The organism is Stenotrophomonas sp. CCNWLW162, from assembly GCF_037203745.1.
Classification (GTDB): Bacteria; Pseudomonadota; Gammaproteobacteria; order Xanthomonadales; family Xanthomonadaceae; genus Stenotrophomonas; species Stenotrophomonas maltophilia_AQ.
On sequence record NZ_JBBCBL010000004.1, the window covers coordinates 76,623 to 98,006 of the forward strand.

General features: G+C 66.3%; 21 protein-coding genes. 10 read left to right on the top strand and 11 right to left on the bottom strand.

Annotation, left to right across the window (positions count from 1 at the left end):
- Positions 1-53: 53 nt before the first annotated feature.
- Positions 54-3,329, bottom strand: a complete 3,276-nt coding sequence (locus V9K93_RS12515; RefSeq protein WP_295380588.1) for an Rne/Rng family ribonuclease — start codon at positions 3,327-3,329, stop codon at positions 54-56.
- A gap of 408 nt (positions 3,330-3,737) precedes the next feature.
- Here V9K93_RS12515 and V9K93_RS12520 point away from each other — a divergent pair, with 408 nt between their 5' ends.
- Complete coding sequence (locus tag V9K93_RS12520) at positions 3,738-4,712, top strand: RluA family pseudouridine synthase (RefSeq protein ID WP_046984362.1); 975 nt, start codon at positions 3,738-3,740, stop codon at positions 4,710-4,712.
- 126 nt (positions 4,713-4,838) lie between these two features.
- Here the strand turns inward: V9K93_RS12520 and zupT are convergent, their stop codons facing one another.
- The 3 genes from zupT to V9K93_RS12535 all read right to left on the bottom strand — a co-directional run bounded on the left by zupT (position 4,839) and on the right by V9K93_RS12535 (position 6,509).
- Positions 4,839-5,648, bottom strand: a complete 810-nt coding sequence (gene zupT, locus V9K93_RS12525; RefSeq protein WP_006456115.1) for a zinc transporter ZupT — start codon at positions 5,646-5,648, stop codon at positions 4,839-4,841.
- Between the two features lie 97 nt (positions 5,649-5,745).
- A complete protein-coding gene (locus V9K93_RS12530) occupies positions 5,746-6,162 on the bottom strand; it encodes an energy transducer TonB (protein WP_046984361.1) in 417 nt (138 codons plus the stop codon).
- On the bottom strand, positions 6,159-6,509 hold the full coding sequence (locus V9K93_RS12535; RefSeq protein WP_006377739.1) for a 4a-hydroxytetrahydrobiopterin dehydratase: 351 nt from the start codon (positions 6,507-6,509) through the stop codon (positions 6,159-6,161). Before V9K93_RS12535 ends, V9K93_RS12530 begins: the two co-directional genes overlap by 4 nt.
- Positions 6,510-6,599: 90 nt before the next feature.
- Between V9K93_RS12535 and V9K93_RS12540 the strand changes: the two genes are divergently transcribed.
- Positions 6,600-7,199, top strand: coding sequence for an NfuA family Fe-S biogenesis protein (locus V9K93_RS12540; RefSeq protein ID WP_006377738.1), 600 nt, complete (start codon positions 6,600-6,602; stop codon positions 7,197-7,199).
- 10 nt (positions 7,200-7,209) lie between these two features.
- Positions 7,210-8,976 carry a hypothetical protein gene (locus V9K93_RS12545; protein WP_337302643.1) on the top strand — a complete coding sequence of 589 codons (1,767 nt, stop codon included), beginning with the start codon at positions 7,210-7,212 and terminating at the stop codon, positions 8,974-8,976.
- A 144-nt stretch (positions 8,977-9,120) separates the two neighbouring features.
- On the opposite strand, the gene V9K93_RS12550 is transcribed toward V9K93_RS12545, so the two are convergent.
- Both V9K93_RS12550 and V9K93_RS12555 read right to left on the bottom strand, forming a co-directional pair.
- Positions 9,121-9,534, bottom strand: a complete 414-nt coding sequence (locus V9K93_RS12550) for a barstar family protein (RefSeq protein WP_006377729.1) — start codon at positions 9,532-9,534, stop codon at positions 9,121-9,123.
- Positions 9,531-9,983: a guanyl-specific ribonuclease gene (locus V9K93_RS12555; RefSeq protein ID WP_295379248.1), complete on the bottom strand. Its 453-nt coding sequence runs from the start codon at positions 9,981-9,983 to the stop codon at positions 9,531-9,533. Before V9K93_RS12555 ends, V9K93_RS12550 begins: the two co-directional genes overlap by 4 nt.
- Positions 9,984-10,203: 220 nt before the next feature.
- Here V9K93_RS12555 and V9K93_RS12560 point away from each other — a divergent pair, with 220 nt between their 5' ends.
- Positions 10,204-10,815: a superoxide dismutase gene (locus V9K93_RS12560; RefSeq protein ID WP_005410310.1), complete on the top strand. Its 612-nt coding sequence runs from the start codon at positions 10,204-10,206 to the stop codon at positions 10,813-10,815.
- Between the two features lie 188 nt (positions 10,816-11,003).
- Here the strand turns inward: V9K93_RS12560 and V9K93_RS12565 are convergent, their stop codons facing one another.
- A complete protein-coding gene (locus V9K93_RS12565) occupies positions 11,004-11,840 on the bottom strand; it encodes an endonuclease/exonuclease/phosphatase family protein (protein WP_337302644.1) in 837 nt (278 codons plus the stop codon).
- Positions 11,841-12,002: 162 nt separating this feature from the next.
- Between V9K93_RS12565 and V9K93_RS12570 the strand changes: the two genes are divergently transcribed.
- On the top strand, positions 12,003-13,568 hold the full coding sequence (locus V9K93_RS12570; protein ID WP_012511603.1) for a POT-type proton-dependent oligopeptide transporter: 1,566 nt from the start codon (positions 12,003-12,005) through the stop codon (positions 13,566-13,568).
- A gap of 7 nt (positions 13,569-13,575) precedes the next feature.
- Positions 13,576-14,202, top strand: a complete 627-nt coding sequence (locus V9K93_RS12575) for a rhomboid family intramembrane serine protease (RefSeq protein ID WP_006377680.1) — start codon at positions 13,576-13,578, stop codon at positions 14,200-14,202.
- 56 nt (positions 14,203-14,258) lie between these two features.
- Here V9K93_RS12575 and V9K93_RS12580 read toward each other — a convergent pair whose 3' ends face one another.
- Positions 14,259-14,420 (bottom strand): hypothetical protein, encoded by a 162-nt coding sequence (locus V9K93_RS12580; protein ID WP_012511601.1) that lies wholly within the window; start codon positions 14,418-14,420, stop codon positions 14,259-14,261.
- Positions 14,421-14,629: 209 nt separating this feature from the next.
- Here V9K93_RS12580 and V9K93_RS12585 point away from each other — a divergent pair, with 209 nt between their 5' ends.
- From V9K93_RS12585 to cfa, 3 genes are read left to right on the top strand one after another with little or no spacing between them, the layout of a single operon-like run.
- A complete protein-coding gene (locus V9K93_RS12585) occupies positions 14,630-14,932 on the top strand; it encodes a GNAT family N-acetyltransferase (RefSeq protein WP_006377679.1) in 303 nt (100 codons plus the stop codon).
- Between the two features lie 37 nt (positions 14,933-14,969).
- The gene (locus V9K93_RS12590; protein ID WP_136639510.1) at positions 14,970-15,851 is read left to right on the top strand and encodes a DUF3298 and DUF4163 domain-containing protein; all 882 of its coding nucleotides are present in this window, start codon (positions 14,970-14,972) and stop codon (positions 15,849-15,851) included.
- 19 nt (positions 15,852-15,870) lie between these two features.
- Positions 15,871-16,986, top strand: coding sequence for a cyclopropane fatty acyl phospholipid synthase (cfa, locus tag V9K93_RS12595; protein ID WP_046984355.1), 1,116 nt, complete (start codon positions 15,871-15,873; stop codon positions 16,984-16,986).
- An 82-nt stretch (positions 16,987-17,068) separates the two neighbouring features.
- On the opposite strand, the gene V9K93_RS12600 is transcribed toward cfa, so the two are convergent.
- Entirely contained in the window at positions 17,069-19,237 is a 2,169-nt protein-coding gene (locus V9K93_RS12600; RefSeq protein WP_337302645.1) for a M3 family metallopeptidase, read from the bottom strand.
- 130 nt (positions 19,238-19,367) lie between these two features.
- On the opposite strand from V9K93_RS12600, the gene V9K93_RS12605 reads away from it, so the two are divergent.
- Positions 19,368-19,847, top strand: a complete 480-nt coding sequence (locus tag V9K93_RS12605; protein WP_046984353.1) for a glutathione peroxidase — start codon at positions 19,368-19,370, stop codon at positions 19,845-19,847.
- Between the two features lie 28 nt (positions 19,848-19,875).
- Here V9K93_RS12605 and V9K93_RS12610 read toward each other — a convergent pair whose 3' ends face one another.
- Positions 19,876-20,433 (bottom strand): TlpA disulfide reductase family protein, encoded by a 558-nt coding sequence (locus V9K93_RS12610; protein WP_248298499.1) that lies wholly within the window; start codon positions 20,431-20,433, stop codon positions 19,876-19,878.
- A gap of 109 nt (positions 20,434-20,542) precedes the next feature.
- Positions 20,543-21,322 (bottom strand): ferredoxin--NADP reductase, encoded by a 780-nt coding sequence (locus V9K93_RS12615; RefSeq protein WP_046984352.1) that lies wholly within the window; start codon positions 21,320-21,322, stop codon positions 20,543-20,545.
- Between the last annotated feature and the right edge of the window lie 62 nt (positions 21,323-21,384).

Sequence of the window (21,384 nt, forward strand, 5' to 3'; positions counted from 1 at the left end):
ACGACGGGGATCATCGATCCCCGCCGTTTGGTTTTCACGCGATCAAAGATCGATCAGTTCGCCGGCGGCGTGCGCTTGGCGGCTTCTTCGTCTTCTTCGTCGGTCTTGGCTTCAGCAGCCTGGGCGGCAGCGTCGGTGTGGCCATCGGCGACCGGGTCGATCGACGGCGTCACCACCGCCTCGGCGACCGGTGCAGCGGCTTCCACCGGTGCGGCTTCCACCACTACCGCAGCGACCGGCTGTTCAGCGATCGGCGCGGTCTCGACGACCTGCGGCGCTTCAACCGCCGCGGCAGCTTCAACCACGATCGGCTTCGCTTCAGCCACCGGAGCGGCTTCAACCATGGCCGGCTTCGACTCGACCACCGGAGCGGCTTCAACCACCGCCGGCTTCGACTCGACCACCGGAGCGGCTTCAACCACCACCGGCTTCGCTTCGATCACCGGAGCGACCTCTTCCACGACCGGCTTTACTTCTGCCACCGGGGCGGCAACGGCGACCGGCTGTGCCGGGGTTGCTGCGTCGATGGCGTCGAGCATGCTGGTCTGCACCGGCGAGGATGCCGTTTCGGACTTGGCAATGGTCTCAACCGGGTCTGCGGTCTCGGCGACGGCCGGAACGGCGGCCTCGACCACGGCGCTGCTTACCACCGCGACCGGCGCGGCCACGACAGCTGCGGCGGCGCGGGCCGGCTTCTCTGCTTCGACGGCGGCCGGTTCGGCCTCGTCGTCGAAATCGAACTCCGGCTGCGAACGGGTCAGCTGGCTGACGCCGACCGGAGCGGCCTCGCCGGTGTTGCCGACGTTCGGTTCGGTGCCGTCAGCGTCATCGCCTTCGTCACCGTCGTCCTGATCGTCGCCCAAGGCGTCATTGCCGGTGGCGTTCTCGGCGCCACCGCGGCGGCGGCGGCGGCCACCACGACGGCCACGACGACGACGGCTCGCGCCCTCGCCAGTCTGGTCGCCCGTGGCCTCGGCCGCAGCCTCTTCACCGGTCACGACAGCAGCTTCAGCCTCGGCGCCTGCGGCCATGGCGGTGTCGACCACCGGGGCAGCGTCCACCGGAGCGGCAGTGGCAACCGGTGCAACCGGTGCAGTGGCTTCCTGCGCGGTCACGGTATTGGCGACGGCCGCCGTCGCGGTCACCGCGGCGGCCGCGGTTGCCACTTCAGCAGCGGCTTCGGCGGCGTTGCGCTGCGGCTTTTCGGCCGGCTTGTCGCCGTCCTGCTGCGGACGCGGCTGCCGGGGTTGCTTCAGCTTCGGCTGCTGCTGCTGCGGGTTCTGGGCCTGCGGCTCGTTGCGCTGCTTGTTCTGCTGCGGCTGCTGCTGGCCGTCCTTCTGCTGATCCTTCTGCTTGCCCTGCTGCGGCTGCTGGGCATTACCAGTGCCAGGATTGGCGCCGTTGCCACCCTGGCGGCCGTCCTTGCGCTGCTCACCGCGGTCCTTGCGGTTGCCGCCGTCCTTCTGCTGCTGCGCATTGCCGTTGCCGCGGCTGTCATCGCGACGGTCCTTGCGGTCCTTGTTGCGATCCTTGTTGCGGTCACGGCGGCCACCGTCCTGTTGCGGCTGGCGTGCGGCCGGAGCCGGTGCGGGCGCCGGTGCCGGCTCGCCGCCAAAGATGCGCTTCAGCCAGCCGACGACGCCACCACTGGCGGCTGCGGCCGGAGCGACTGCGGCCACTGGTGCCGGAGCCGGGGCTGCAGCCGGCTCCACTTCCTCACGCACCGGGGCGGGGGAGTTGTGCTTGACCTGGGTCACCATCGGCGGCGGAATGTTCAGCTGGCCCTTGGTCAGCGCGTGAACCGGCAGCTTGCGCGGGGTGCCGCGCTGGTAACTCGGCCTGCCACTTTCCTCGCCCAGCTCGTTGTCGCGCAGGCGGGTGACGGCGTAGTGCGGGGTGTGCAGCTGCTCATCGGCGACGATCACGATCGGCGCCTCGTGGCGCTGCTCGATCTCGCGCAGGGCGCTGCGCTTCTCGTTCAGCAGGTAATTGGCGATCTCCACCGGGGCCTGTACCAGCACCTGCCCGGTGTTCTCCTTCATCGCATGCTCTTCAGCGACGCGGATGATCGACAGCGACAGCGACTCGACGCTGCGCATGCGGCCGTGGCCGTCGCAACGCGGGCAGACGATCTGGCTCGACTCGCCCAGGCTCGGGCGCAGGCGCTGGCGGCTCATTTCCAGCAGGCCGAAGCGCGAGATGCGGCCGACCTGCACGCGTGCACGGTCGTACTTCAGCGCGTTGGCGAGGCGGTTTTCGACCTCACGCTGGTGCTTGTTGGAGGCCATGTCGATGAAATCGATGACCACCAGGCCACCCAGGTCGCGCAGGCGCAGCTGGCGGGCCACTTCCTCAGCCGCTTCCAGGTTGGTCTGGAACGCGGTGTCCTCGATGTCGCTGCCCTTGGTGGCGCGCGAGGAGTTGACGTCGACGGCGGTCAGCGCTTCGGTCTGGTCGACCACGATCGAACCACCCGACGGCAGGCGCACGTTGCGCTCGTAGGCGCCCTCGATCTGCGATTCGATCTGGAAGCGGTTGAACAGCGGGATGTCGTCCTTGTAATGCTTGAGCTTGCGCAGGGTCTGCGGCATCACCTGCTGCATGAACTCCTTGGCGTGCTCGTACATCTCCTCGGTGTCCACCAGGATCTCGCCGATGTCGGCGCGCAGGTAGTCACGGAGGGCGCGCACGATCAGGCGCGATTCCTGGTAGATCAGGAAGGGGGCCGGCTTGCTCAGGGCCGCTTCGGCGATCGCGCGCCAGACGTTGAGCAGGTAGTCCAGATCCCACTGCAGCTCTTCGGCATCGCGGCCGACGCCGGCGGTGCGGATGATCACGCCCATGTCGTCGGGGATGTTCAGCTTGTCCAGGGCGTCCTTCAGGGCGGCCCGGTCCTCGCCTTCGATGCGACGGGAGACACCGCCCGCGCTGGGCGAGTTCGGCATCAGCACCATGTAGCGGCCGGCCAGCGAGATGAACGTGGTCAGGGCAGCGCCCTTGTTGCCGCGCTCTTCCTTGTCGACCTGGACAACGATTTCCTGGCCTTCCCTCAGCAGCTCGCGGATGCCGGCCTTGTTGTGGTCGACACCGGCCTGGAAATAGTCGCGGGAGATTTCCTTCAGCGGCAGGAAGCCATGGCGGCCGCCACCGTACTCAACGAAGGCCGCTTCCAGCGAGGGCTCGATGCGGAAGATCCGGCCCTTGTAGATGTTGGACTTCTTCTGTTCCTTCGACGGCTGTTCGATGTCGATGTCATACAACGACTGGCCATCCACGATGGCAACACGCAGCTCTTCAGCCTGCGTGGCGTTGATCAGCATTCGCTTCATTGTTGCGTTCCTCGCAAGCGGCTACCGCGCGGAACGCCATGGGGTTTCGCCTCTGGACACGGTTCGCCGCCCATTCGCGCAAGCGCGGGGAGGGCGGCTTGGGTTTCCAGCGCTACGACACCACGGCAGGCCGCGGGAGCGCTTCACTCTTATGGGTTTTGGGGTGTTACAAGGCCGCAGGCAGCTGTCAGCCAGGCTGGAGCGCCACGCGGGACATGTTCAGCACGGTTGTGTGTCAGACATCCGGCGATGGCCGGGAAGGCCGGTGAGCCGCTAACATGGCCGCCCCGCGGGCGGTGGTCGCGCACTGTGCCGGATTCGTCGGAAGCTGGGCTTCTGGCCCTGAGTAACTTCCAACGAAATCAATCCCTTATATCGCCCCCCGAGTGTAACAGAATAAACAGCCTGATGACCGCCCAAGACCCCACCAAGCCCGCTGGCGACAAGCCTTCCGTGCGCATGATCACCGTTCCCGCCGACCGCGCCGGCCAGCGCCTGGACAATTTCCTGCTGGGCCAGCTGAAAGGCGCTCCGCGCAGCCTGGTCTACAAGCTGGTGCGCAGCGGCCAGGTGCGCGTGAATGGCGGCCGTGCCAAGGCCGAGCGGAAGCTGGAAGCGGGCGATGAGGTGCGTGTGCCGCCGGTTCGTCTCACTGAAGAGGGAGACAAGGCCGGCCCGCCGGAGGCGTTCATGCGCCGCCTGGAGCAGGCCATCGTCTTCGAGGATGCCCGCCTGCTGGCCCTGAACAAGCCGACCGGCGTGGCCAGCCACGGTGGCAGCGGCATCAGCTTCGGCGCCATCGAGACCCTGCGCGCCCTGCGCCCGGGCCAGACCCTGGAGCTGGTCCACCGGTTGGATCGCGACACCTCGGGCCTGCTGATCGTGGCCAAGAAGCGCTCGGCGCTGAGCGAACTGCAGGCGCTGCTGCGTGAAGACCATGGCGCCGGCATCCGCAAGCGCTACCTGACCCTGCTGGCCGGGCGCATGCCCGACGGTGTGATGACGGTCGACGCGCCTCTGCACGTGGGCCTGCGCCAGGGCGGCGAGCGCCATGTGCAGGTCAATGCGATCGGCAAGGAATCGATCAGCCACTTCCGGGTGCTTGAGCGCCGCGGCGGCCATTCCTACTGCGAGGTGCGCATCGAAACCGGCCGCACCCACCAGATCCGCGTGCATGCCCAGCATCTGGGGCACCCGGTGGCCGGTGACGACAAATACGGCGATCCTGCGGTCAACAAGCGGCTTCGTGAGCAGATCGGGCTGAAACGCCTGTTCCTGCACGCTGCGTCGCTGGAGTTCGCGCTGGACGCGGGCAAGACACCGTATGTGCTGAACGCGCCGCTGGCTGATGAGTTGGTCGAGGCGCTGGACCGGCTTCGCTGAAGGTAGCGCCGGGCCATGCCCGGCGTCTCCCCCTGTGGAATCGAGCCATGCTCGACTGCGCTTCGGTAGGGTCGCGCGGAAAGCCCATCGAGCAAGCTCGACTTTACGGAGTGGGCCGCAAACCCCTCACCACTTGAACAGCACCAGGCTGATCGCCAGCGTGCCCATGCCTGCCACCAGTCCATACACCGTCTCGTGGCCCTTGGCATAGCGCTTGGCCGCCGGCAGCAGCTCATCCAGCGCCAGGAACACCATCACACCGGCGATCAGCCCGAACACCCAGCCGAAGGTGGCGTGCGACAGTGATCCGGACAGCAGCCAGTAGCCAAGCGCCGCGCCCACCGGTTCGGCCAGGCCCGACAGCAGGCTGGCGCTGAATGCGTAGAACTTGTTCTGGGTGGCGAAGTACACCGGCACCGCAATGGCGATGCCCTCGGGAATGTTGTGGATGGCAATGGCGAAGGCAAGCGGCATGCCCACCGACGGGCTCTCCAGCGTCGCGAAGAACGTTGCCAGCCCTTCCGGGAAATTGTGCGCGGTGATCGCGATCGAGGTCAGCAGGGCGACCCGCTTCAGGTACTCGCGGCTGTTCTCGCGGAACGCCGGGTCCTGCTTGTCCAGGCTGTCATGCGGGTTGGGGATGAAGTGATCGATCAGCACGATCACGATCACGCCGAGCAGGAAGGCCAGGGTGCCGTAGGTGAAGCCGGTGCGCTCGCCATAGGCCAGCGCGAACGAGGCAATGGACTTGTTGAGGATCTCCGACAGCGACACATAGACCATCGCACCACCGGCGAAGGCCAGGCCGAACGCCAGCAGGCGCGGATTGGGCCGGCGCGAGAACAGCACCAGCAGGCTGCCGATGGCGGTGGCGAGGCCGGCCGCGAGGGTGACCGCCAGCGCGATCCAGACATTTTCGGGGGGAATCTGCAGCATGTACCGACGCGATCCTGGTCAACAGACAACCGCCCCGGACAGGGCCGGGGCGGCAAGGGCGAGGCGGGCGTCGGCTGGCCTCGTCGGGTGCGGGCGATCAGCCGCCGCGGCGCAGGCGTTCTTCAATCGCGAAGCACTGGTCTGGCTTCGGCTGCGGCGGGTTGAAGCTGACCGGCACCTGGATGGTGGCGGGCACCGGCTGGCCATTGCGGGTGGCGGCGTTGAACTGCCAGCCCTGCACGGCGGTCTTGGCCAGCTCGTCCAGTTGCGGGTTGCCGGCGCCGGTCAGCAGGGCGACCTCGCTGGGCTTGCCGTCGGTACCGATGGTCACCTTGAAGGTGCTGGTACCCCCCACGCCCATGCAGGCCAGTTCCAGCGGGTACTGCGGCGGCGGCGTCTTAACCGCAGCCACTTCAGTCGGCGGCGGCGGGGGCGGGGCCGCCGGTTCGGACGCGCCACAACCGGCCAGGCCGGTCGCAGCGATCAGGGACAGGCTCAGCAGGCGTACGTTCATGGCAGTTGCTCCGTCAGGGCCGAAGTCTTGGCCGCGCAGATGAAGTCGTTTTCGCTCAGGCCGCCCACGTCGTGGGTGGAAAAGCGCACGACCGCGCGGTCGTAGTGCACGCCCAGGTCCGGGTGATGGTCCTCGTGGTGGGCAATCCAGGCCAGCGCGTTCACGAAGGCCATGGTGGCGTAGTAGTTCTTGAAGCGGAAGGTGCGCAGCAGCGCCTGGCCTCCCTCGCTCAGCTCCCAGCCGGGAACCTGCGGCAACAGTTCGGCCAGGCGGGCTTCGCCGAGCTTGTGGTCGCTGCCTTTGCGCGGCACGCAACGGGCCTGGGCCAGCGGAATCAGGTCGGCCATGGGAATCTCCACCTCGTGTTGACTGAACAATGCGCCGGACGGTGTATAAACCGAATGAGCGGCTGACGCTTACTTGGCTAGAATAGCCTGATGATCCAGATCTCCGACACTGCCCAGACCCATTTCCGCAAGCTGATCGAACGCGAGGGCGCGCCCGGCATGGGCGTGCGCCTGAGCGCGGTCGATCCCGGTACCCCGCGCGCCGATGCCCGGCTGGAGTTCGCCGAGCCGAGCGACCTGCTTGGTGACGAGTGGGCGGTGGACTGCGATGGCTTCACCCTCTACGTCGATGCAGCCAGCGTGGGTTGGCTTGACGGTGCCGAGATCGACATCGTCGCCGGTACCGCGGGCGCCCAGCAGCTGACCATCAAGGCACCGCGCATCAAGGGCGAAGCGCCCGGTGATGCCGCCTCGCTGGTGGAGCGCGTGCACTGGGTGGTGGAAAATGAAATCAACCCGCAGCTGGCGTCGCATGGCGGCAAGGTGGCGGTGCAGGAAGTCTCGGCTGAAGGCGTAGTGCTGCTGCGCTTCGGTGGTGGTTGCCAGGGCTGTGGCATGGCCGATGTGACCCTCAAGCAGGGTATCGAGAAGACCCTGATGGGCCGCGTGCCGGGCGTGACCGCTGTGCGTGACGCGACCGACCACGACAGTGGCCACGCGCCGTATATTCCTCGCGGCAACGCCGCCTGATCGCTGACGCGTGCCTCTGACCCGGGCCGAGCAACTCATCGACCTGCTGCTGGCCCGCCAGCAGCCAAGCGCCGTCCTCGAAAAAACCACGCGCCTGCCGTACGGCTGGGCGCTGTGGCTGCGCTCGCTGGGCCCGCTGTCGCGGCCGTTGCATGCCCGCGAAGTGATTGCGGTACTGCTGCCGCGCCCGCTGCCTGGCCCGCCCGGGCGGTTGCCTGCGTTGTCCCCCTGGCAGGCGCTGCGCCGCCTGTTCTGGCAGGACTGGGATGCGGCGCCGCGCGACCAGCGCTGGATGCGTTGGATCTCGGCACTGGCCAGTGCGCTGCTGCACCTGCTGTTCTTCGTACTGTTGCTGTGGGTCGCCGTGATCCGCACCACCGAGCCGGAGCAGGACGGTGCCGAAGGCGAGCGTGTGCAGGTGGAATTCGTGGGACGCGCCACACAGGAAGGCGGGGGCGATCAGCCGGGTGCCGAGGCGGCTGCGGCGGCACCGGCCGGCCAGGTTGCCGTCGGCCAGGAAGCAGGGGCAGCGACTGCACCTGAGCCGCGTCCTGCGGCCGCGTCGTCGCCCGCACCCGCACCGGCTCCAGCACCGACAGCCAGCGCGCCGTCGCCGCCGGCCGAAGCCGACCCCGCACCGGTTGCCGCGCCGCCGCCGTCGCCGGTGCAGGCTACCGAAGTAGCCCAGGCCAGCACCGATTTCGTGGTGCCTCCGGTCAGCGTGCCGCGCACCGAAGTCAGCATCGTGCCGCGCGATACCACGCGCTCGGTACGCGAGCGCAGCGTGCAGCCGGTGCAGGCAACGCCGACGCCCACTACGGTGCAGGCGCCTGAGGTTGCGGTGCGATCGCCGCAGTTGCGCGAGATCCAGGTGCAGGAGCGCGAAGTCAGTACGGTCGACGCGCCGGTTGTGCCGCAGCCGCTGCGCACGGCCGACGTGCAGGTGCGCGTGCCGCAGCGGGACGTGCAGGTGCGCGAGCGTGAAGTGCAGGCGGTGGTCGATCCGCAGGTGCGGATGGCAACCGTCGCCGGTCGTGAACCGGCGGTGCATGCGCCGGCGGGTCGTGACGTACAGGTGCGCGAGCGCGAAGTAGCCTCGGCACCGGCGGCAGCCCCATCGTCTTCCAGTGGGAATGCACCCGCGGCAACGCCCGCGCCGGCAGCCAATGGCAGCGCGACGCAGGCGAACAGCAGTACTGCGCGGCCTGCTGCATCCAGCACGACCCCGGCTCAGGCTGGGGCGCGCCCGGCGCCCAATCCGGGCAACTGGGCCACGCCCGCCAAGGGTGATGACTGGGGCGCATCGAACCGCAACCATGACGGCGCCGACAAGGGCGCCCGCCAGGCCAGCACCACCGGCAAGGGCAGTGGCCTGTTCAATGCCGATGGCAGCGTGCGCGTGCCGGGCCAGGAAGGCGAGGGTCGTGCCGAGCGCGGTGCGCCCGGTGGCGCCAACGATGGCTGGAGCAAGGAACGCATTGCGCAATCGGGCACCTGGTTGAAGCGACCACCGTACGACTACACACCCACCTCGTTCGACAAGTACTGGGTGCCGCAGGAATCGCTGTTGGCCGAATGGGTGCGCAAGGGCATCAAGGCGATGGAGATTCCATTGCCGGGTACGAACTCGAAGATTTCCTGCGTGATCTCGATCCTGCAGGCGGGCGGCGGCTGTGGGCTGACCAACCCGAACATGCAGGACCAGCCGGCCGTGGCGCGACCGCCGCCGGACATCCCGTTCAAAAAGGAACTGCAGGAAGATAACGGCAGCCGCTAGGCAGGGGGCCGCGCCCCGCACGCTGGCCGGCTCGCGCTTTGGTAGGTGCCAACCTTGGTTGGCACAGAAACGCCGACCAAGGTCGGCATCTACCAAGGCATCAGCGCATGCCGACCAAGGTCGGCATCTACCAGGGCATCTACCTCACGCGCTCTGCGACAGGAATACCCAGAACGGTACGTCGCGGCCGACCCAGTCGCGGCTGGCTTCGTCCATCACGTCCAGCAGGGTATCGAAATCCTTCTGCGTGGCCGCACGGAATGCGTCGACATCGGCCAGGAACAGCGCATAGCCGTTGGCCGGCAGCCACTGCAGGTCGCGCAGATTGTCCGACAGCGCATCCCAGTTGCCGCCGAACCCCGCCGGGAAATCCAGCTGCGCAGCCAGACGGGCAAGCAGGGTGCGCTTGTCGGCCACGCCATCCAGGTCGATGCGTATCACCTTCAGGCCGGCATCGCGCATCGCTGCGGCCAGTGCGCTGATGTCGTCGCTGTCGATGGCATAGACGCCGGCATTGTTGATGTCGTGCAGGCCGAGGCCGAAATCGTCGTGGCTCATTGCTGCGCTCCCGGGGCCGGTACGGTGAAGCTGCGGAACGATGCGTAGTGGTCGTCGGTGTAGTACCAGGCCTCCGGCGGATCGCCACCGGTGACGATGCGGCGCGTGCCGCGGGTACGCGCACCGGGGGTGTCAACGGTGTATTCGCGGTAGTAGCCGCGCGGGCGCTGCGGCAGTTGCTGTTCGCGGTTGCCGAAGGTGCTGCCGTCCTGGCGATGCGGGAACGGACCGCCGCGCTGGATCAGGGCAATGGTCTGGCGTGCCTCGGCGGGCAGGAAGGCCGGCAGGCCGCTGTCATTGCTGCTGCGCGCAGGCGTTGTGCGTGCAGCGGGCGCGCTCTGCAGGTCCGGTGCGAACTGCGGCGCCGGAGGCCGCTGCATGAAATGGTTGACGACCAGGCCGAGCACGAGCAGGGCGATGGCGGTGATCAGCAGCCGGGGGTTGCGCATGGGGCAGGGGCGGGCGAGGGTGGTGCAGGCACTGTAGCGCCTGTGCGCTGCACGGTGCATGAGGACGGCGTCGCGTCACTGCTGCGTAACAATTGCCGTCGTGCTCACTGGCAGGACGCAATTTCCTTTACATCCCCCTTGGTAATCTGGCGGTCTGTCCCCATCATTCACCGCGCAACGCCCGACACCGTCGGGTGCCCTCGCAATCAGGAGATGCATCATGGCCTACACCCTGCCCAAGCTGTCCTACGCCTACGACGCGCTGGAACCGCATATCGATGCGGCGACGATGGAAATCCATCACACCAAGCATCACCAGACCTACATCAACAACGTCAACGCGGCGCTGGAAGGCACCGAGTACGCTGACCTGCCGGTCGAAGAACTGGTGAAGAAGCTCAAGTCGCTGCCGGAGAACCTGCAGGGTCCGGTGCGCAACAACGGTGGCGGCCATGCCAACCACTCGCTGTTCTGGACCGTGATGGCTCCGAATGCTGGCGGCAACCCGGTGGGCGACGTGGCCAAGGCCATCGACAAGGACCTGGGCGGCTTCGACAAGTTCAAGGACGCCTTCACCAAGGCTGCGCTGACCCGTTTCGGCAGCGGCTGGGCATGGCTGAGCGTGACCCCGGACAAGAAGGTCGTGGTCGAGAGCACCGGCAACCAGGACAGCCCGCTGATGGAAGGCAACACCCCCATCCTCGGCCTGGACGTGTGGGAACACGCGTACTACCTGAAGTACCAGAACCGTCGTCCGGAATACATCGGCGCGTTCTTCAACGTCATCGACTGGAACGAAGTCGAGCGCCGTTACCAGGAAGCGATCGCCTGATCGCGGTAACGGGATGAACTGAAAAGGCCGGGGGAGACCCCGGCCTTTTTTTGTCTGTCAGTCCTGGGAATGGGGCTGATTCCGGTAGGTGCCGACCTTGGTCGGCACGGAAACATGTGCGCGCGCGGTGGGAATGTGCCGACCAAGGCCACCTACCGGGGTGAGGCGTGCCGCGGGGATGAGCGGGGCTATTCGGCCGTGGCCGTATCCCCCTGCAGGCGCAGGGTCGCCATCACGCCCAGGCGCAGGCCGGGCAGGTCGCCGTCGGCCGGCAACAGGATCGGCTGCTGGCGGATGCCGCCGAAGTGCTTGACCTGGAACAGCACGTCCAGGCCATGGCCACTTGCTCCGCCGCCACTGGCCGCCGGTGCGCCGGGATTGCGCCGGGCCGGCTGGAAGCCCGGCGTGCTGCGTACCAGTTCCACCGTGCTGGCCGAGAAGTCGCCAGCGATCAGGCTGGGCATGCCCTCGGCGGTGGCGCTGATCCAGGTCATCAGGTCGCTGGTCTGGTGCTGGCGGGCGATGGCCTCGTCCGGGTCCGGACGCAGGCGCGCCACGTAGACGTTGAGCAGCGACGCGCCCAGCTTCAGCCGCATCATGCCGGCCGCGCTGAACGTGCCGGGCGGGTGCAGCAGGGTCACGCCGTCCTCGCTGACCGGCAGCCGGGTCAGCATCGCGTTGCCATGCCGCAGCGGCTGGCTGGGCGGATCGGCGGTGACGAAGTCGCAGCTGTAGCGCAGCCGGCTGGCCAGCCAGCAGGCCGGGTTCCGGCCCTGCTGCTGCAGGACCTGCTGCACCGAAATCACGTCAGGCTGCAGCTCGGTCAACAGCTGGGCGACCTGCTCACGTCGCAGCTTCCACTGTGCATCGTCGCGGCTGGGCAGTTCCAGCGCGGCTACGGTCAACTGCCGTGGCCCGCTCTCGCCGGTGGCGGCAGCCGGCGCCTGTGGTCGCGCCTGGGCCTGCCACGCCAGCAGCAGCGCAAGGCAAGCGAGCAGGAGGCGGGCGAGGGCGGGGGGGCGCATAACGATAAGTTTACGCTTTTGTCGTGCAGGTTCCGTGACTTCCGGCAGGGCATGGCGTGTCTGCCACGGATTGGCACCGTTGTCATGCAGCCCTGCAGCGTGCTTCGCAAGCCCGGGTTCCGGTAATCTTGCGCCTTTCGCTTTGCAGGAATGCCTTACAGGATGAGCCACGACGCAGTTGCCCCCATCGCCGGCCAGGGAAAGATGCCGCGCCAGATCCCGTACATCATCGGCAATGAGGCCTGCGAGCGGTTCAGTTTCTACGGGATGCGCAACATCCTGGTGCAGTTCCTGATCACCTCGCTGCTGCTGCAGGAAATCACTGCGGAAGGCCGTGCCGGTGAAGCCAAGGACATCATGCACAGCTTCATGATCGGCGTGTATTTCTTCCCGCTGCTCGGTGGCTGGCTGGCGGACAAGTTCTTCGGCAAGTACCACACCATCCTCTGGTTCAGCCTGGTCTACTGCGCCGGTCACCTGTGCCTGGCGTTGTTCGAGAACAGCCGCGAAGGCTTCTTCCTCGGCCTGGGCCTGATCGCGCTCGGTGCCGGCGGCATCAAGCCGCTGGTGGCCTCGTTCATGGGCGACCAGTTCGACCAGAGCAACAAGCACCTGGCCAAGATCGTTTTCGACGCCTTCTACTGGATCATCAACTTCGGCTCGCTGTTTGCCTCGCTGCTGATCCCGCTGGTGCTGAAGAACTGGGGCCCGCAGTGGGCGTTCGGTATCCCGGGCATCCTGATGTTCATCGCCACCTTCGTGTTCTGGCTGGGCCGCAAGCGCTACGTGCTGGTGCCGCTGCCGCCGAAGGATCCGCATTCGTTCGCCAACGTGGTGCGCACCGCCCTGACCGCGCGCGTCGCCGGCCAGGGCCGCCCGGGCCTGGTGATCGCCGTGCTCGGCCTGGTACTGGCGGCAGCCTCGTTCGGCCTGGTCGGTTCGCTCGGCATCGTGATCTGCCTGTGCCTGGCGCTGGTCGCCATCCTCGCTGGCATCGGTGGCGGCACCTGGCTGCAGCTGGACCGCGCCCGCGGCCAGCATCCGGCCGAAGCCGTGGAAGGTGTGCGTTCGGTACTGCGCGTGCTGGTGATCTTCGCGCTGACCACGCCGTTCTTCTCGCTGTTCGACCAGAAGGCCTCGACCTGGGTCCTGCAGGGCCAGCAGATGCAGATGCCGAGCTGGTTCACCGCCTCGCAGATGCAGGCGCTGAACCCGCTGCTGGTGATGATCCTGATTCCGTTCAACAACCTGGTGCTGTACCCGGCCCTGCGTCGCTTCGGTTTCGAACCGACCGCGCTGCGCCGCATGACCGCCGGTATCGCCTTCAGCGGCCTGGCCTGGATCGTGGTGGGTGGCATCCAGGTGGTGATGGATGGCGGCAATGCGATGTCGATCTTCTGGCAGATGCTGCCGTATGCGCTGCTGACCTTCGGTGAAGTGCTGGTCTCGGCCACCGGCCTGGAATTTGCCTACAGCCAGGCGCCGCAGGCGATGAAGGGCGTGGTGATGAGCTTCTGGAACCTGACCACCACCATCGGCAACCTGTGGGTACTGCTGTCCAACGCCGCGGTGCGCAACGACACGGTGACCCACCAGATTGCAGGGACAGGGCTGAGCGAGGCGGCGTTCCTGATGTTCTTCTTCGCCGGTTTCGCTTTCATCGCGGCGTTGGCTTTCGGTTGGTATGCAAAACGCTATCGTATGGTCGACAACTACCGTAGCGCCTGAGCCTGACATGACCCCCGTCAATCTGCTGTTGATCGCCGTCACCGCCATCCTGTCGTGGATGGCCTTCAACAACCGCAAGCTAGCCGACCGCCTGATCCTGTGGCCGCCGGCAGTGGACCGCCACCGCCAGTACGACCGCCTGGTGACCTATGGCTTCATCCATGCCGACTGGTCGCACCTGATCTTCAACATGATCACCCTGTTCTTCTTCGGGGGGTTCATCGAGAGCGTGATGGTGCAGCTGACCGGCAGCTACCTGACCTACCCGGCGTTCTACATCGGTGCGCTGGTGGTCTCGATCCTGCCCAGCTACCTGAAGAACCAGAAGAACCCGAACTACCTGAGCCTGGGTGCGTCGGGTGCGGTGTCGGCGGTGCTGTTCGCCTTCATCCTGATCAAGCCGTGGTCGATCATCCTGGTGTTCTTCATCCCGGCACCGGCCATCGTGTATGCCGCGTTCTACGTCGGCTACAGCATCTGGATGGACAAGCGTGGCGGTGACCGCATCAACCACAGTGCGCACCTGGCCGGCGCGGCATTCGGCGTGATCTTCATGCTGGCCATGCAGCCGAGCATCTTCAACCACTTCCTGCGCGAACTCTCCAACCCGACCTTCCGCCTCGGCGGCGGTTGAAGTTGGCCGGGGTCGGATCCGCTGGATCCGACCCCGGGGTTGGCCCCCGCTCCTGGTCAGGCGCGGGTCTGTTGGCCGTAGGTGTCCTGCAGGCGGGCGAATACCTCCTCGCCGATGCGCTGGAAATCCTGGTCTTCGGTCTGCCCCTCCACCGCCAGTTGCAGCAGGCCCTCCAGCAGGGCACGGTCGGTATCGGAATGGGTATCGCTGGGGTGCATGGGAGCCTCCGCGGTGGTGCGCATGGTCAACGGTCGCAAGGGTCGTGCCAGCCTGGCCGTACCCCTCCACAGGCGATAGCGGCCGCCCACCCTCCAGCTTGAGGGTCGGGAACTGACGTGAATGGATCGGACTTGCCCCTGTTCAGGCTTCACGCGATCATGGCGCCCGGCTGCGCACCATCCACGCAGTCGTCGCAGGAGACAGCTCCATGGCTTCGGTCACGCCCCCCGGTCTGGCCTACGAGGTCGAACATGATCTGGCCAGCCACCGCTTCACCGCCCGCGTGCGAGGACAGCTGGCGGTGCTCGACTACCAGATCAAGCGCAGGCGCATGGTCATCACCCACACCGAAGTGCCCGAGCCGATCGCTGGCCGTGGCATTGCCGGTGAATTGACCCGCGTCGCGCTGCGTTTCGCCCGCGAACAGAAGTACAAGGTGGTGCCGGCGTGTTCGTACGCCGAGGCCTTCCTGCAGCGGCACGAGGAGTATCACGACCTGCTCGTTGGCTGAATGCCAGCGGGTCACGCTTCAGCCATGGCAGGCGATGATGTACAAACATGAACAGGGGATCCCGATGAAGATTGGAAACAACCGGCCACTGCACGGCAGCGTGCTGGCCGGCGTGGTGGGCGTGCTGTTGCTGGCCGGTTGCCAGCGTGAAAGCGAGCCGTCAGCGGCGACCGACGCGGCGCCTGCCGCCGAGGCCGCTGCGGCAGGTGAAACGCCGGCTGCGGAAGCGCCGCTGGACCTGCGCGATGTGATCGAGAACAACGAGCGCGAAGTGGTGGGCATCAGCTATCCGGCCGGCATCGACCGTTACCCGGGCCTGGCGCGCGCGCTGCAGGGCTACGCCACCAGTGCACGCAGTGATCTGCAGCAGGCGCTGGACGGGCTGGGCAATGACAAGCCGACCATGCCCTACGAGCTGTCGCTGAGCTTCGAGAAACTGCTGGAAACCCCGCAGCTGGTGGTGGTCAGCGCCGATGGCAGCCGCTATACCGGTGGCGCCCACGGCGAGCCGCTGGTGGCGCGCTTCGTGTGGCTGCCGCAGCATCAGCAGATGCTCAGCGCCGAAAAGCTGGTGGCCGATGCCAAGGGCTGGAAAGCGATCAGTGACTTCGTCGCCGACCAGTTGCGCGAACGCGTGGCGACCCGCCTCAGTGGTGAGGACATGGACCCGGCCCAGCTGCAGGAATCGCTGCGCAACGCATCGCGCATGATTGCCGACGGCACCGGCCCGCAGGCCGACAACTTCAGCCAGTTCCAGCCGCTCACCGACGACAAGGGGCAGATCACCGCGCTGCGCTTTGTTTTCCCGCCGTACCAGGTGGGTCCATACTCGGATGGCACCCAGACCGCCGATGTACCGGCGGCGGTGCTGTTGCCGCACGTGGCCAAGGACTACGTGGAGCTGTTCGCACGCGGTTGACCGCAGTCGAGGAGGTGGCGTGGATACAGGGTTGCAGGAGCGGGTTTCCGGCCTGCTGCAGGAAGCCGGGGTCCGCATCGGCGGTACCCAGCCACAGGACATTCAGGTGCATGACCCGCGCTTCTTCGCGCGGGTCATGGCACACGGCTCGCTTGGTCTCGGCGAGAGCTACATGGACGGTTGGTGGGATGCCAACGTCCTGGATGAATTCCTCGTCCACCTGATGCAGGCGCACCTGGATGAGCGGGTGCACGGCTGGCGCGAAGTGGCCGATGCGCTGAAGGCGCGCCTGTTCAATCTCCAGGTCGGGCAGGGCAGCTATGAAGTCGGGCGCCGCCACTACGATCTCGGCAACGATCTCTACCAGGCCATGCTTGGGCGGCGCCTGGTCTACAGCTGCGGCTACTGGCGCAACGCCGATGATCTCGACGCCGCGCAGGAAGCCAAGCTCGACCTGGTCTGCCGCAAACTGGGCCTGCGTCCGGGCCAGCGCGTGCTGGATATCGGTTGCGGCTGGGGTGAAGCGCTGAAGTTTGCCGCCGAGCGCTACGGCGTCAGCGGAGTGGGTGTGACCATCTCGCAGGAACAGGCCGAGTTCGCGCGCGAACTGTGCGCCGGCCTGCCGATCGAGATCCGCCTGCAGGATTACCGTGAACTGGACGAGCCGTTCGATGCGATTTTCTCGATCGGCATGTTCGAGCACGTTGGTGACAAGAACTACGGCAGTTTCTTCGAGGTGGCCAAGCGCTGCCTGTCGCCGCGCGGCCTGCTGTTGTTGCACAGCATCGGCACCAACATCTCGCGGCATCGCACAGATCCGTGGATCGCGCGCTACATCTTCCCCAATTCGATGCTGCCGTCGGCAGTGCAGGTCACCAAGGCGTTCGAGGGCCGCTTCGTGCTGGAGGACTGGCATAACTTCGGCACCGACTACGACCTGACCCTGCAGGCGTGGCGGCGCAACGTGGAAGCAGCATGGCCACGGCTGGATGAACGTTACGACGAGCATTTCCGTCGCATGTGGCGTTTCTACCTGGCCGGCTCGATGGCGACCTTCCGTTGCCGGCACGCGCAGTTGTGGCAGATGGTGCTGTCGCCGGAAGGCGTGCCGGGGGGATACGTCGCGCCGCGTTGAATCCATGGTTCTGACCCCAACCCCAACAAAAAAACCGCCCGGTTTCCCGGGCGGTTCTCATTTCACACTACCGCACTGGCGATCAGTTGCCGGCGCCGGTCAGGCCACGCTTTTCCAGCAGCGGTTCGATCTGCGGCTCGTGGCCGGCGAAATCGCGGAACAGCTGCATCGCATCCACGCTGCCGCCCTTGGACAACAGGGTGGCGCGGAAGTGGTCGCCGTTCTTGCGGCTCAGGCCGCCGTTGTCCTTGAACCACTTCTGGGTGTTGGCGTCGAGTACTTCCGACCAGATGTAGGCGTAGTAGCCAGCCGAGTAGCCGCCCATGATGTGGCTGAAGTACGGGGTCTTGTAGCGCGGCGGGACCGGCGCATAGTAGATGCCGTCCTTCTCCAGCGCGGCGCGCTCGAAGGCCATCACGTCCTTGGCGGCCGGCACCTGGTCCGGACCGATCTGGTGCCAGCGCTGGTCGAGCATGGCCGCACCCAGGTACTCGGTGGTGGCAAAGCCCTGGTTGAACTTGGCAGCGGCCAGCACCTTGTCCAGCAGCGCCTGCGGCATCGCCGAACCGTTCTGGTAGTGCTTGGCGTAGTTCTTCAGGATGGCCGGGTTGTCCGACCACATTTCGTTGACCTGCGAGGGGAACTCGACGAAGTCACGCGGCACCGAGGTGCCCGAGAAGTACGGGTACTTCACGTTGGAGAACATGCCGTGCAGGGCATGGCCGAATTCGTGGAAGGTGGTGTTCACCTCATCCCAGGTCAGCAGCGTCGGCTGGCCGGCCGGCGGCTTGGGGATGTTGAGGTGGTTGGCCACCACCGGCTTGAAGCCGGTCAGCTTGGACTGCGAGACGTAGGAATTCATCCACGCACCGCCACGCTTGGACGCGCGGGCGTACGGGTCGAAGATGAAGATCGCCAGCTGGCTGCCGTCGGCATCGAACACGTCATAGACGGTGACGTCGTCGTGGTAGACCGGCAGGTCGGTGCGCTGCTTGAAGGTCAGGCCGAATTCCTGGCCCGCCGCGTAGAACACGCCGTTCTCCAGCACGTTCTTCATCTCGAAGTACGGCTTCAGCTGCGATTCGTCGAAGTTGTACTTGGCCTGGCGCACCTTCTCGCTGTAGAACGCCCAGTCCCACGGCTCAAGGGCGAAGGTCTTCTTGCCGGCGGCCTTCTGTTCCTTGTCGATCATCGCCTGCAGGTCGGCGGCTTCGCGCTTGGCATTGGCCACTGCGGCCGGAGCCAGCTTGCCCAGCATCGCGTTGACCGCTTCGGGGGTCTTGGCGGTCTGGTTGGTCAGGTTGTAGGCGGCGAAGTTCGGGAAGCCCATCAGCTTGGCCTTGTCGGCACGCAGCTGCATGATGCGCGAGACCAGCGCGGTGTTGTCGAACTCACCGCCGCGGCTGCCGCGGGTGGTCGAGGCTTCGTAGATCTTCTGGCGCAGGGCACGGTTGGCCAGGTTGGTCAGCGGCGGCTGGCCAGTGGTGTTGAGCAGGGTGATCACGTACTTGCCGTCCAGGCCACGGGCCTTGGCGGCTTCGGCAGCAGCCGCGATCTGCTCCTTGGACAGGCCGTCCAGCTCCTTGACGTCATCGACGGTGATCGCCGAGGCGTTCACTTCCGACTGCACGTTCTGGCTGAACTTGGTGCCCAGGTTGGCCAGCTCGGCATTCATGGCCTTCAGCGTGGCCTTGTCGGCCTCGGACAGCTTGGCGCCGGCGCGTACGTAGTTGTCGTAGTACTTCTCGACCAGGCGCACGCCTTCGGCGTCCAGACCCAGCTGGCTGCGGGTGTCGTACAGCGCCTGGATGCGGGCGAACAGCTTGCCGTTCAGCGCGATCGCATCGCTGTGCGCGGCGAACTTCGCCGAGTAATCGGCCTGCAGCTTCTTTCGGGTGTCGTTGGTGTCGGCGCCGACCAGGCTGAAGAACACGGTGGTCGCGCGATCCAGGGTGTCACCGCTCTTTTCCAGGGCGATGATGGTGTTTTCGAAGGTCGGCTTGGCCTTGGTGTTGGCAATGGCCTCCACTTCCTTCAGCTGCTGCGCCATGCCGGCGTCGAAAGCCGGAGCGAAATCGCTGTCCTTGATCTTGTTGAACTGAGGGAAGTGCAGTGGCAGCGGGCTGTCGGCGAAGAACGGGTTGGCTTGCTGGGCGCTGCTGGCGGCGGCCGCGGTGGCGGCGCTGGCAGCGTAGGCGGGCAGGGCAAGGCCGAGGGTCATGGCCACGGCAAGGGCAAGGCGAGTGGTCAAGGTAATAGCTCCGGTAAGGCAAACAAGGGCCCGAGGGTAACCCGGCCCGGCGCGCCGGCACTTGTGTCAAAAGGCATGTTGTCGGGGCCGGGCGCGGGTACCATGCCTTCACCGCCCACGGCCCGCTGCCATGACCACTGCCTACGATTTCAGCTTCCGTGACCTTGACGGCCAGCCGCAGCCGCTGGCCCGCTACAAGGGCCACCCATTGCTGCTGGTCAATGTCGCTAGTCGTTGTGGCTTCACCCCGCAGTACACCGGGCTGGAACAGCTGTGGCAGGAGTACCGCGAGCGCGGTCTGGTGGTGATCGGCTTCCCGTGCAACCAGTTCGGCGCGCAGGAGCCCGGCGACGCCGCGCAGATCCGCCAGTTCTGTTCACTGGACTATCCGGTCAGTTTTCCGCTGTCGGAGAAGATCGAGGTCAATGGCGAGGGGGCCGAGCCGCTGTGGGCATGGCTGTCACGCGAGAAGCGCGGCCTGCTGGGCAGTGCCCGCATCAAGTGGAATTTCAGCAAGTTCCTGGTCGACCGCCAGGGGCGGGTGGTATCGCGCCATGCGCCCACCACCAGGCCGGAGCAGTTGCGCAGCGCGATCGAAGCGCTGCTGTAACAGCTGCCGGTCGCCTTGGGCGCAGCGCTCAGTGTCCCAGCGCTGGTACGCCTGCCTGGCGGTTGCGGACCTCTTCGGGCAGGGCTTCGATCACCTGTTGCATGATCCGCGGCAGGCTGGCCTCGCTGTAGCCGCGATGGGCATGGACGATGGTGCCGTCGCGGCCGACGATGAACATGTGGGGTACGGCGACGATGCCGAACTGCTCCGCCAGCGCACCGCCAGGATCATGCAGGTACTCCAGCTTCGGCCAGTCACGCTGGCGGATCAGCCGGCTGACCTCCAGCCGCGGTTCGCCCCAGTTGACCGCGTAGACCTTCAAGGCGTCCTCGCCAATCACCTGCTGTAGATGGGCCAGGATCGGCAGTTCCTTGCGGCAGGGCCCGCACCAGGAGGCCCAGAAGGTCACGATGACCACCTTGCCGCGCTGATCGGCCAGATTGACCGGATTGCCCTTGCGGTCGTTGCCCAGCGCCTGCGGCGGCGTTTCGCCGCGTGCAGGCGGCGCAGCCCACGCCGGAACCGCTGCCAGCAGCAGGCCGGCAATTGCCCAAGCCCGCATCCAGTGCGGGATCGATGTGTTCATCATCCGTGTATTCCCCGGGAGGGCCATCGGCCCGTGCGGGGGGACGATGCCTGCAATGCGCAAGGTGCGCAACAGGTCGCGTACAAATGCGGGGCCAGGGCCCCGCGCTTTACTTCTCGACGAACGCGCGCTCGAACACGTAGTGGCCCGGCTGGCCAATACGCGGCGAGACCTGGAAGCCACGGGCATCGAGCACGCTGCGCAGGTCGGCCAGCATCTGCGGGCTGCCGCAGATCATCGCGCGGTCGTTCTCCGGGCTCAATTCCGGCAGGCCGAGCGTGCGCTGCATCTCGCCGCTTTCCATCAGCTGGGTCAGGCGGCCCTGGTTGGCGAACGGCTCGCGGGTGACGGCCGGGTAGTACAGCAGCTTGTCGCCGATCATCTCGCCCAGGAACTCGTGCTCACGCAGTTCCTTCTCGAAGTAATCGCGGTAGGCCAGATCCTTTTCGTAGCGGACGCCGTGGCAGAGGATCACCTTCTCGAAGCGTTCGTAGGTTTCCGGGTCCTTGATGACCGACAGCCACGGCGCCATGCCGGTGCCGGTGCCCAGCAGATACAGGTTCTTGCCGGGGTGCAGATCGCTGATCAGCAGGGTGCCGGTGGGCTTCTTGCCGACCAGCACCTTGTCACCCGGCTTGATGTGCTGCAGGCGCGAGGTCAGCGGGCCGTCCTGCACCTTGATGCTGAAGAACTCCAGATGCTCTTCCCAGTTGGCGCTGGCGATGGAATACGCACGCAGCAGCGGCCGCGCCTCGGTTTCCAGGCCGATCATCACGAACTGGCCGTTCTCGAAGCGGAAACCGCTGTCGCGGGTGAGGGTGAAGCTGAAGTAGGCATCGGTCCAGTGACGGACCTCAAGCACCGTTTCGGCGCCAAAAGCGGAGGACATGGGCGTATCTATCGGAAGTCGTCGGGGGTGATTCTATCTCAAATGAGACAGGTTCTCATTAG

What these genes read in the sequence shown, in the direction of transcription:
- V9K93_RS12610 (WP_248298499.1), bottom strand. Translation starts at nt 20,433, where the DNA reads ATGAACACATCGATCCCGCACTGGATGCGGGCTTGGGCAATTGCCGGC.
- V9K93_RS12520 (WP_046984362.1), top strand. Translation starts at nt 3,738, where the DNA reads ATGACCGCCCAAGACCCCACCAAGCCCGCTGGCGACAAGCCTTCCGTG.
- V9K93_RS12540 (WP_006377738.1), top strand. Translation starts at nt 6,600, where the DNA reads ATGATCCAGATCTCCGACACTGCCCAGACCCATTTCCGCAAGCTGATC.
- V9K93_RS12575 (WP_006377680.1), top strand. Translation starts at nt 13,576, where the DNA reads ATGACCCCCGTCAATCTGCTGTTGATCGCCGTCACCGCCATCCTGTCG.
- V9K93_RS12560 (WP_005410310.1), top strand. Translation starts at nt 10,204, where the DNA reads ATGGCCTACACCCTGCCCAAGCTGTCCTACGCCTACGACGCGCTGGAA.
- V9K93_RS12555 (WP_295379248.1), bottom strand. Translation starts at nt 9,983, where the DNA reads ATGCGCAACCCCCGGCTGCTGATCACCGCCATCGCCCTGCTCGTGCTC.
- V9K93_RS12565 (WP_337302644.1), bottom strand. Translation starts at nt 11,840, where the DNA reads ATGCGCCCCCCCGCCCTCGCCCGCCTCCTGCTCGCTTGCCTTGCGCTG.
- V9K93_RS12550 (WP_006377729.1), bottom strand. Translation starts at nt 9,534, where the DNA reads ATGAGCCACGACGATTTCGGCCTCGGCCTGCACGACATCAACAATGCC.
- V9K93_RS12585 (WP_006377679.1), top strand. Translation starts at nt 14,630, where the DNA reads ATGGCTTCGGTCACGCCCCCCGGTCTGGCCTACGAGGTCGAACATGAT.
- zupT (WP_006456115.1), bottom strand. Translation starts at nt 5,648, where the DNA reads ATGCTGCAGATTCCCCCCGAAAATGTCTGGATCGCGCTGGCGGTCACC.
- V9K93_RS12530 (WP_046984361.1), bottom strand. Translation starts at nt 6,162, where the DNA reads ATGAACGTACGCCTGCTGAGCCTGTCCCTGATCGCTGCGACCGGCCTG.
- V9K93_RS12590 (WP_136639510.1), top strand. Translation starts at nt 14,970, where the DNA reads ATGTACAAACATGAACAGGGGATCCCGATGAAGATTGGAAACAACCGG.
- V9K93_RS12515 (WP_295380588.1), bottom strand. Translation starts at nt 3,329, where the DNA reads ATGAAGCGAATGCTGATCAACGCCACGCAGGCTGAAGAGCTGCGTGTT.
- V9K93_RS12580 (WP_012511601.1), bottom strand. Translation starts at nt 14,420, where the DNA reads ATGCACCCCAGCGATACCCATTCCGATACCGACCGTGCCCTGCTGGAG.
- V9K93_RS12570 (WP_012511603.1), top strand. Translation starts at nt 12,003, where the DNA reads ATGAGCCACGACGCAGTTGCCCCCATCGCCGGCCAGGGAAAGATGCCG.
- V9K93_RS12615 (WP_046984352.1), bottom strand. Translation starts at nt 21,322, where the DNA reads ATGTCCTCCGCTTTTGGCGCCGAAACGGTGCTTGAGGTCCGTCACTGG.
- V9K93_RS12605 (WP_046984353.1), top strand. Translation starts at nt 19,368, where the DNA reads ATGACCACTGCCTACGATTTCAGCTTCCGTGACCTTGACGGCCAGCCG.
- V9K93_RS12535 (WP_006377739.1), bottom strand. Translation starts at nt 6,509, where the DNA reads ATGGCCGACCTGATTCCGCTGGCCCAGGCCCGTTGCGTGCCGCGCAAA.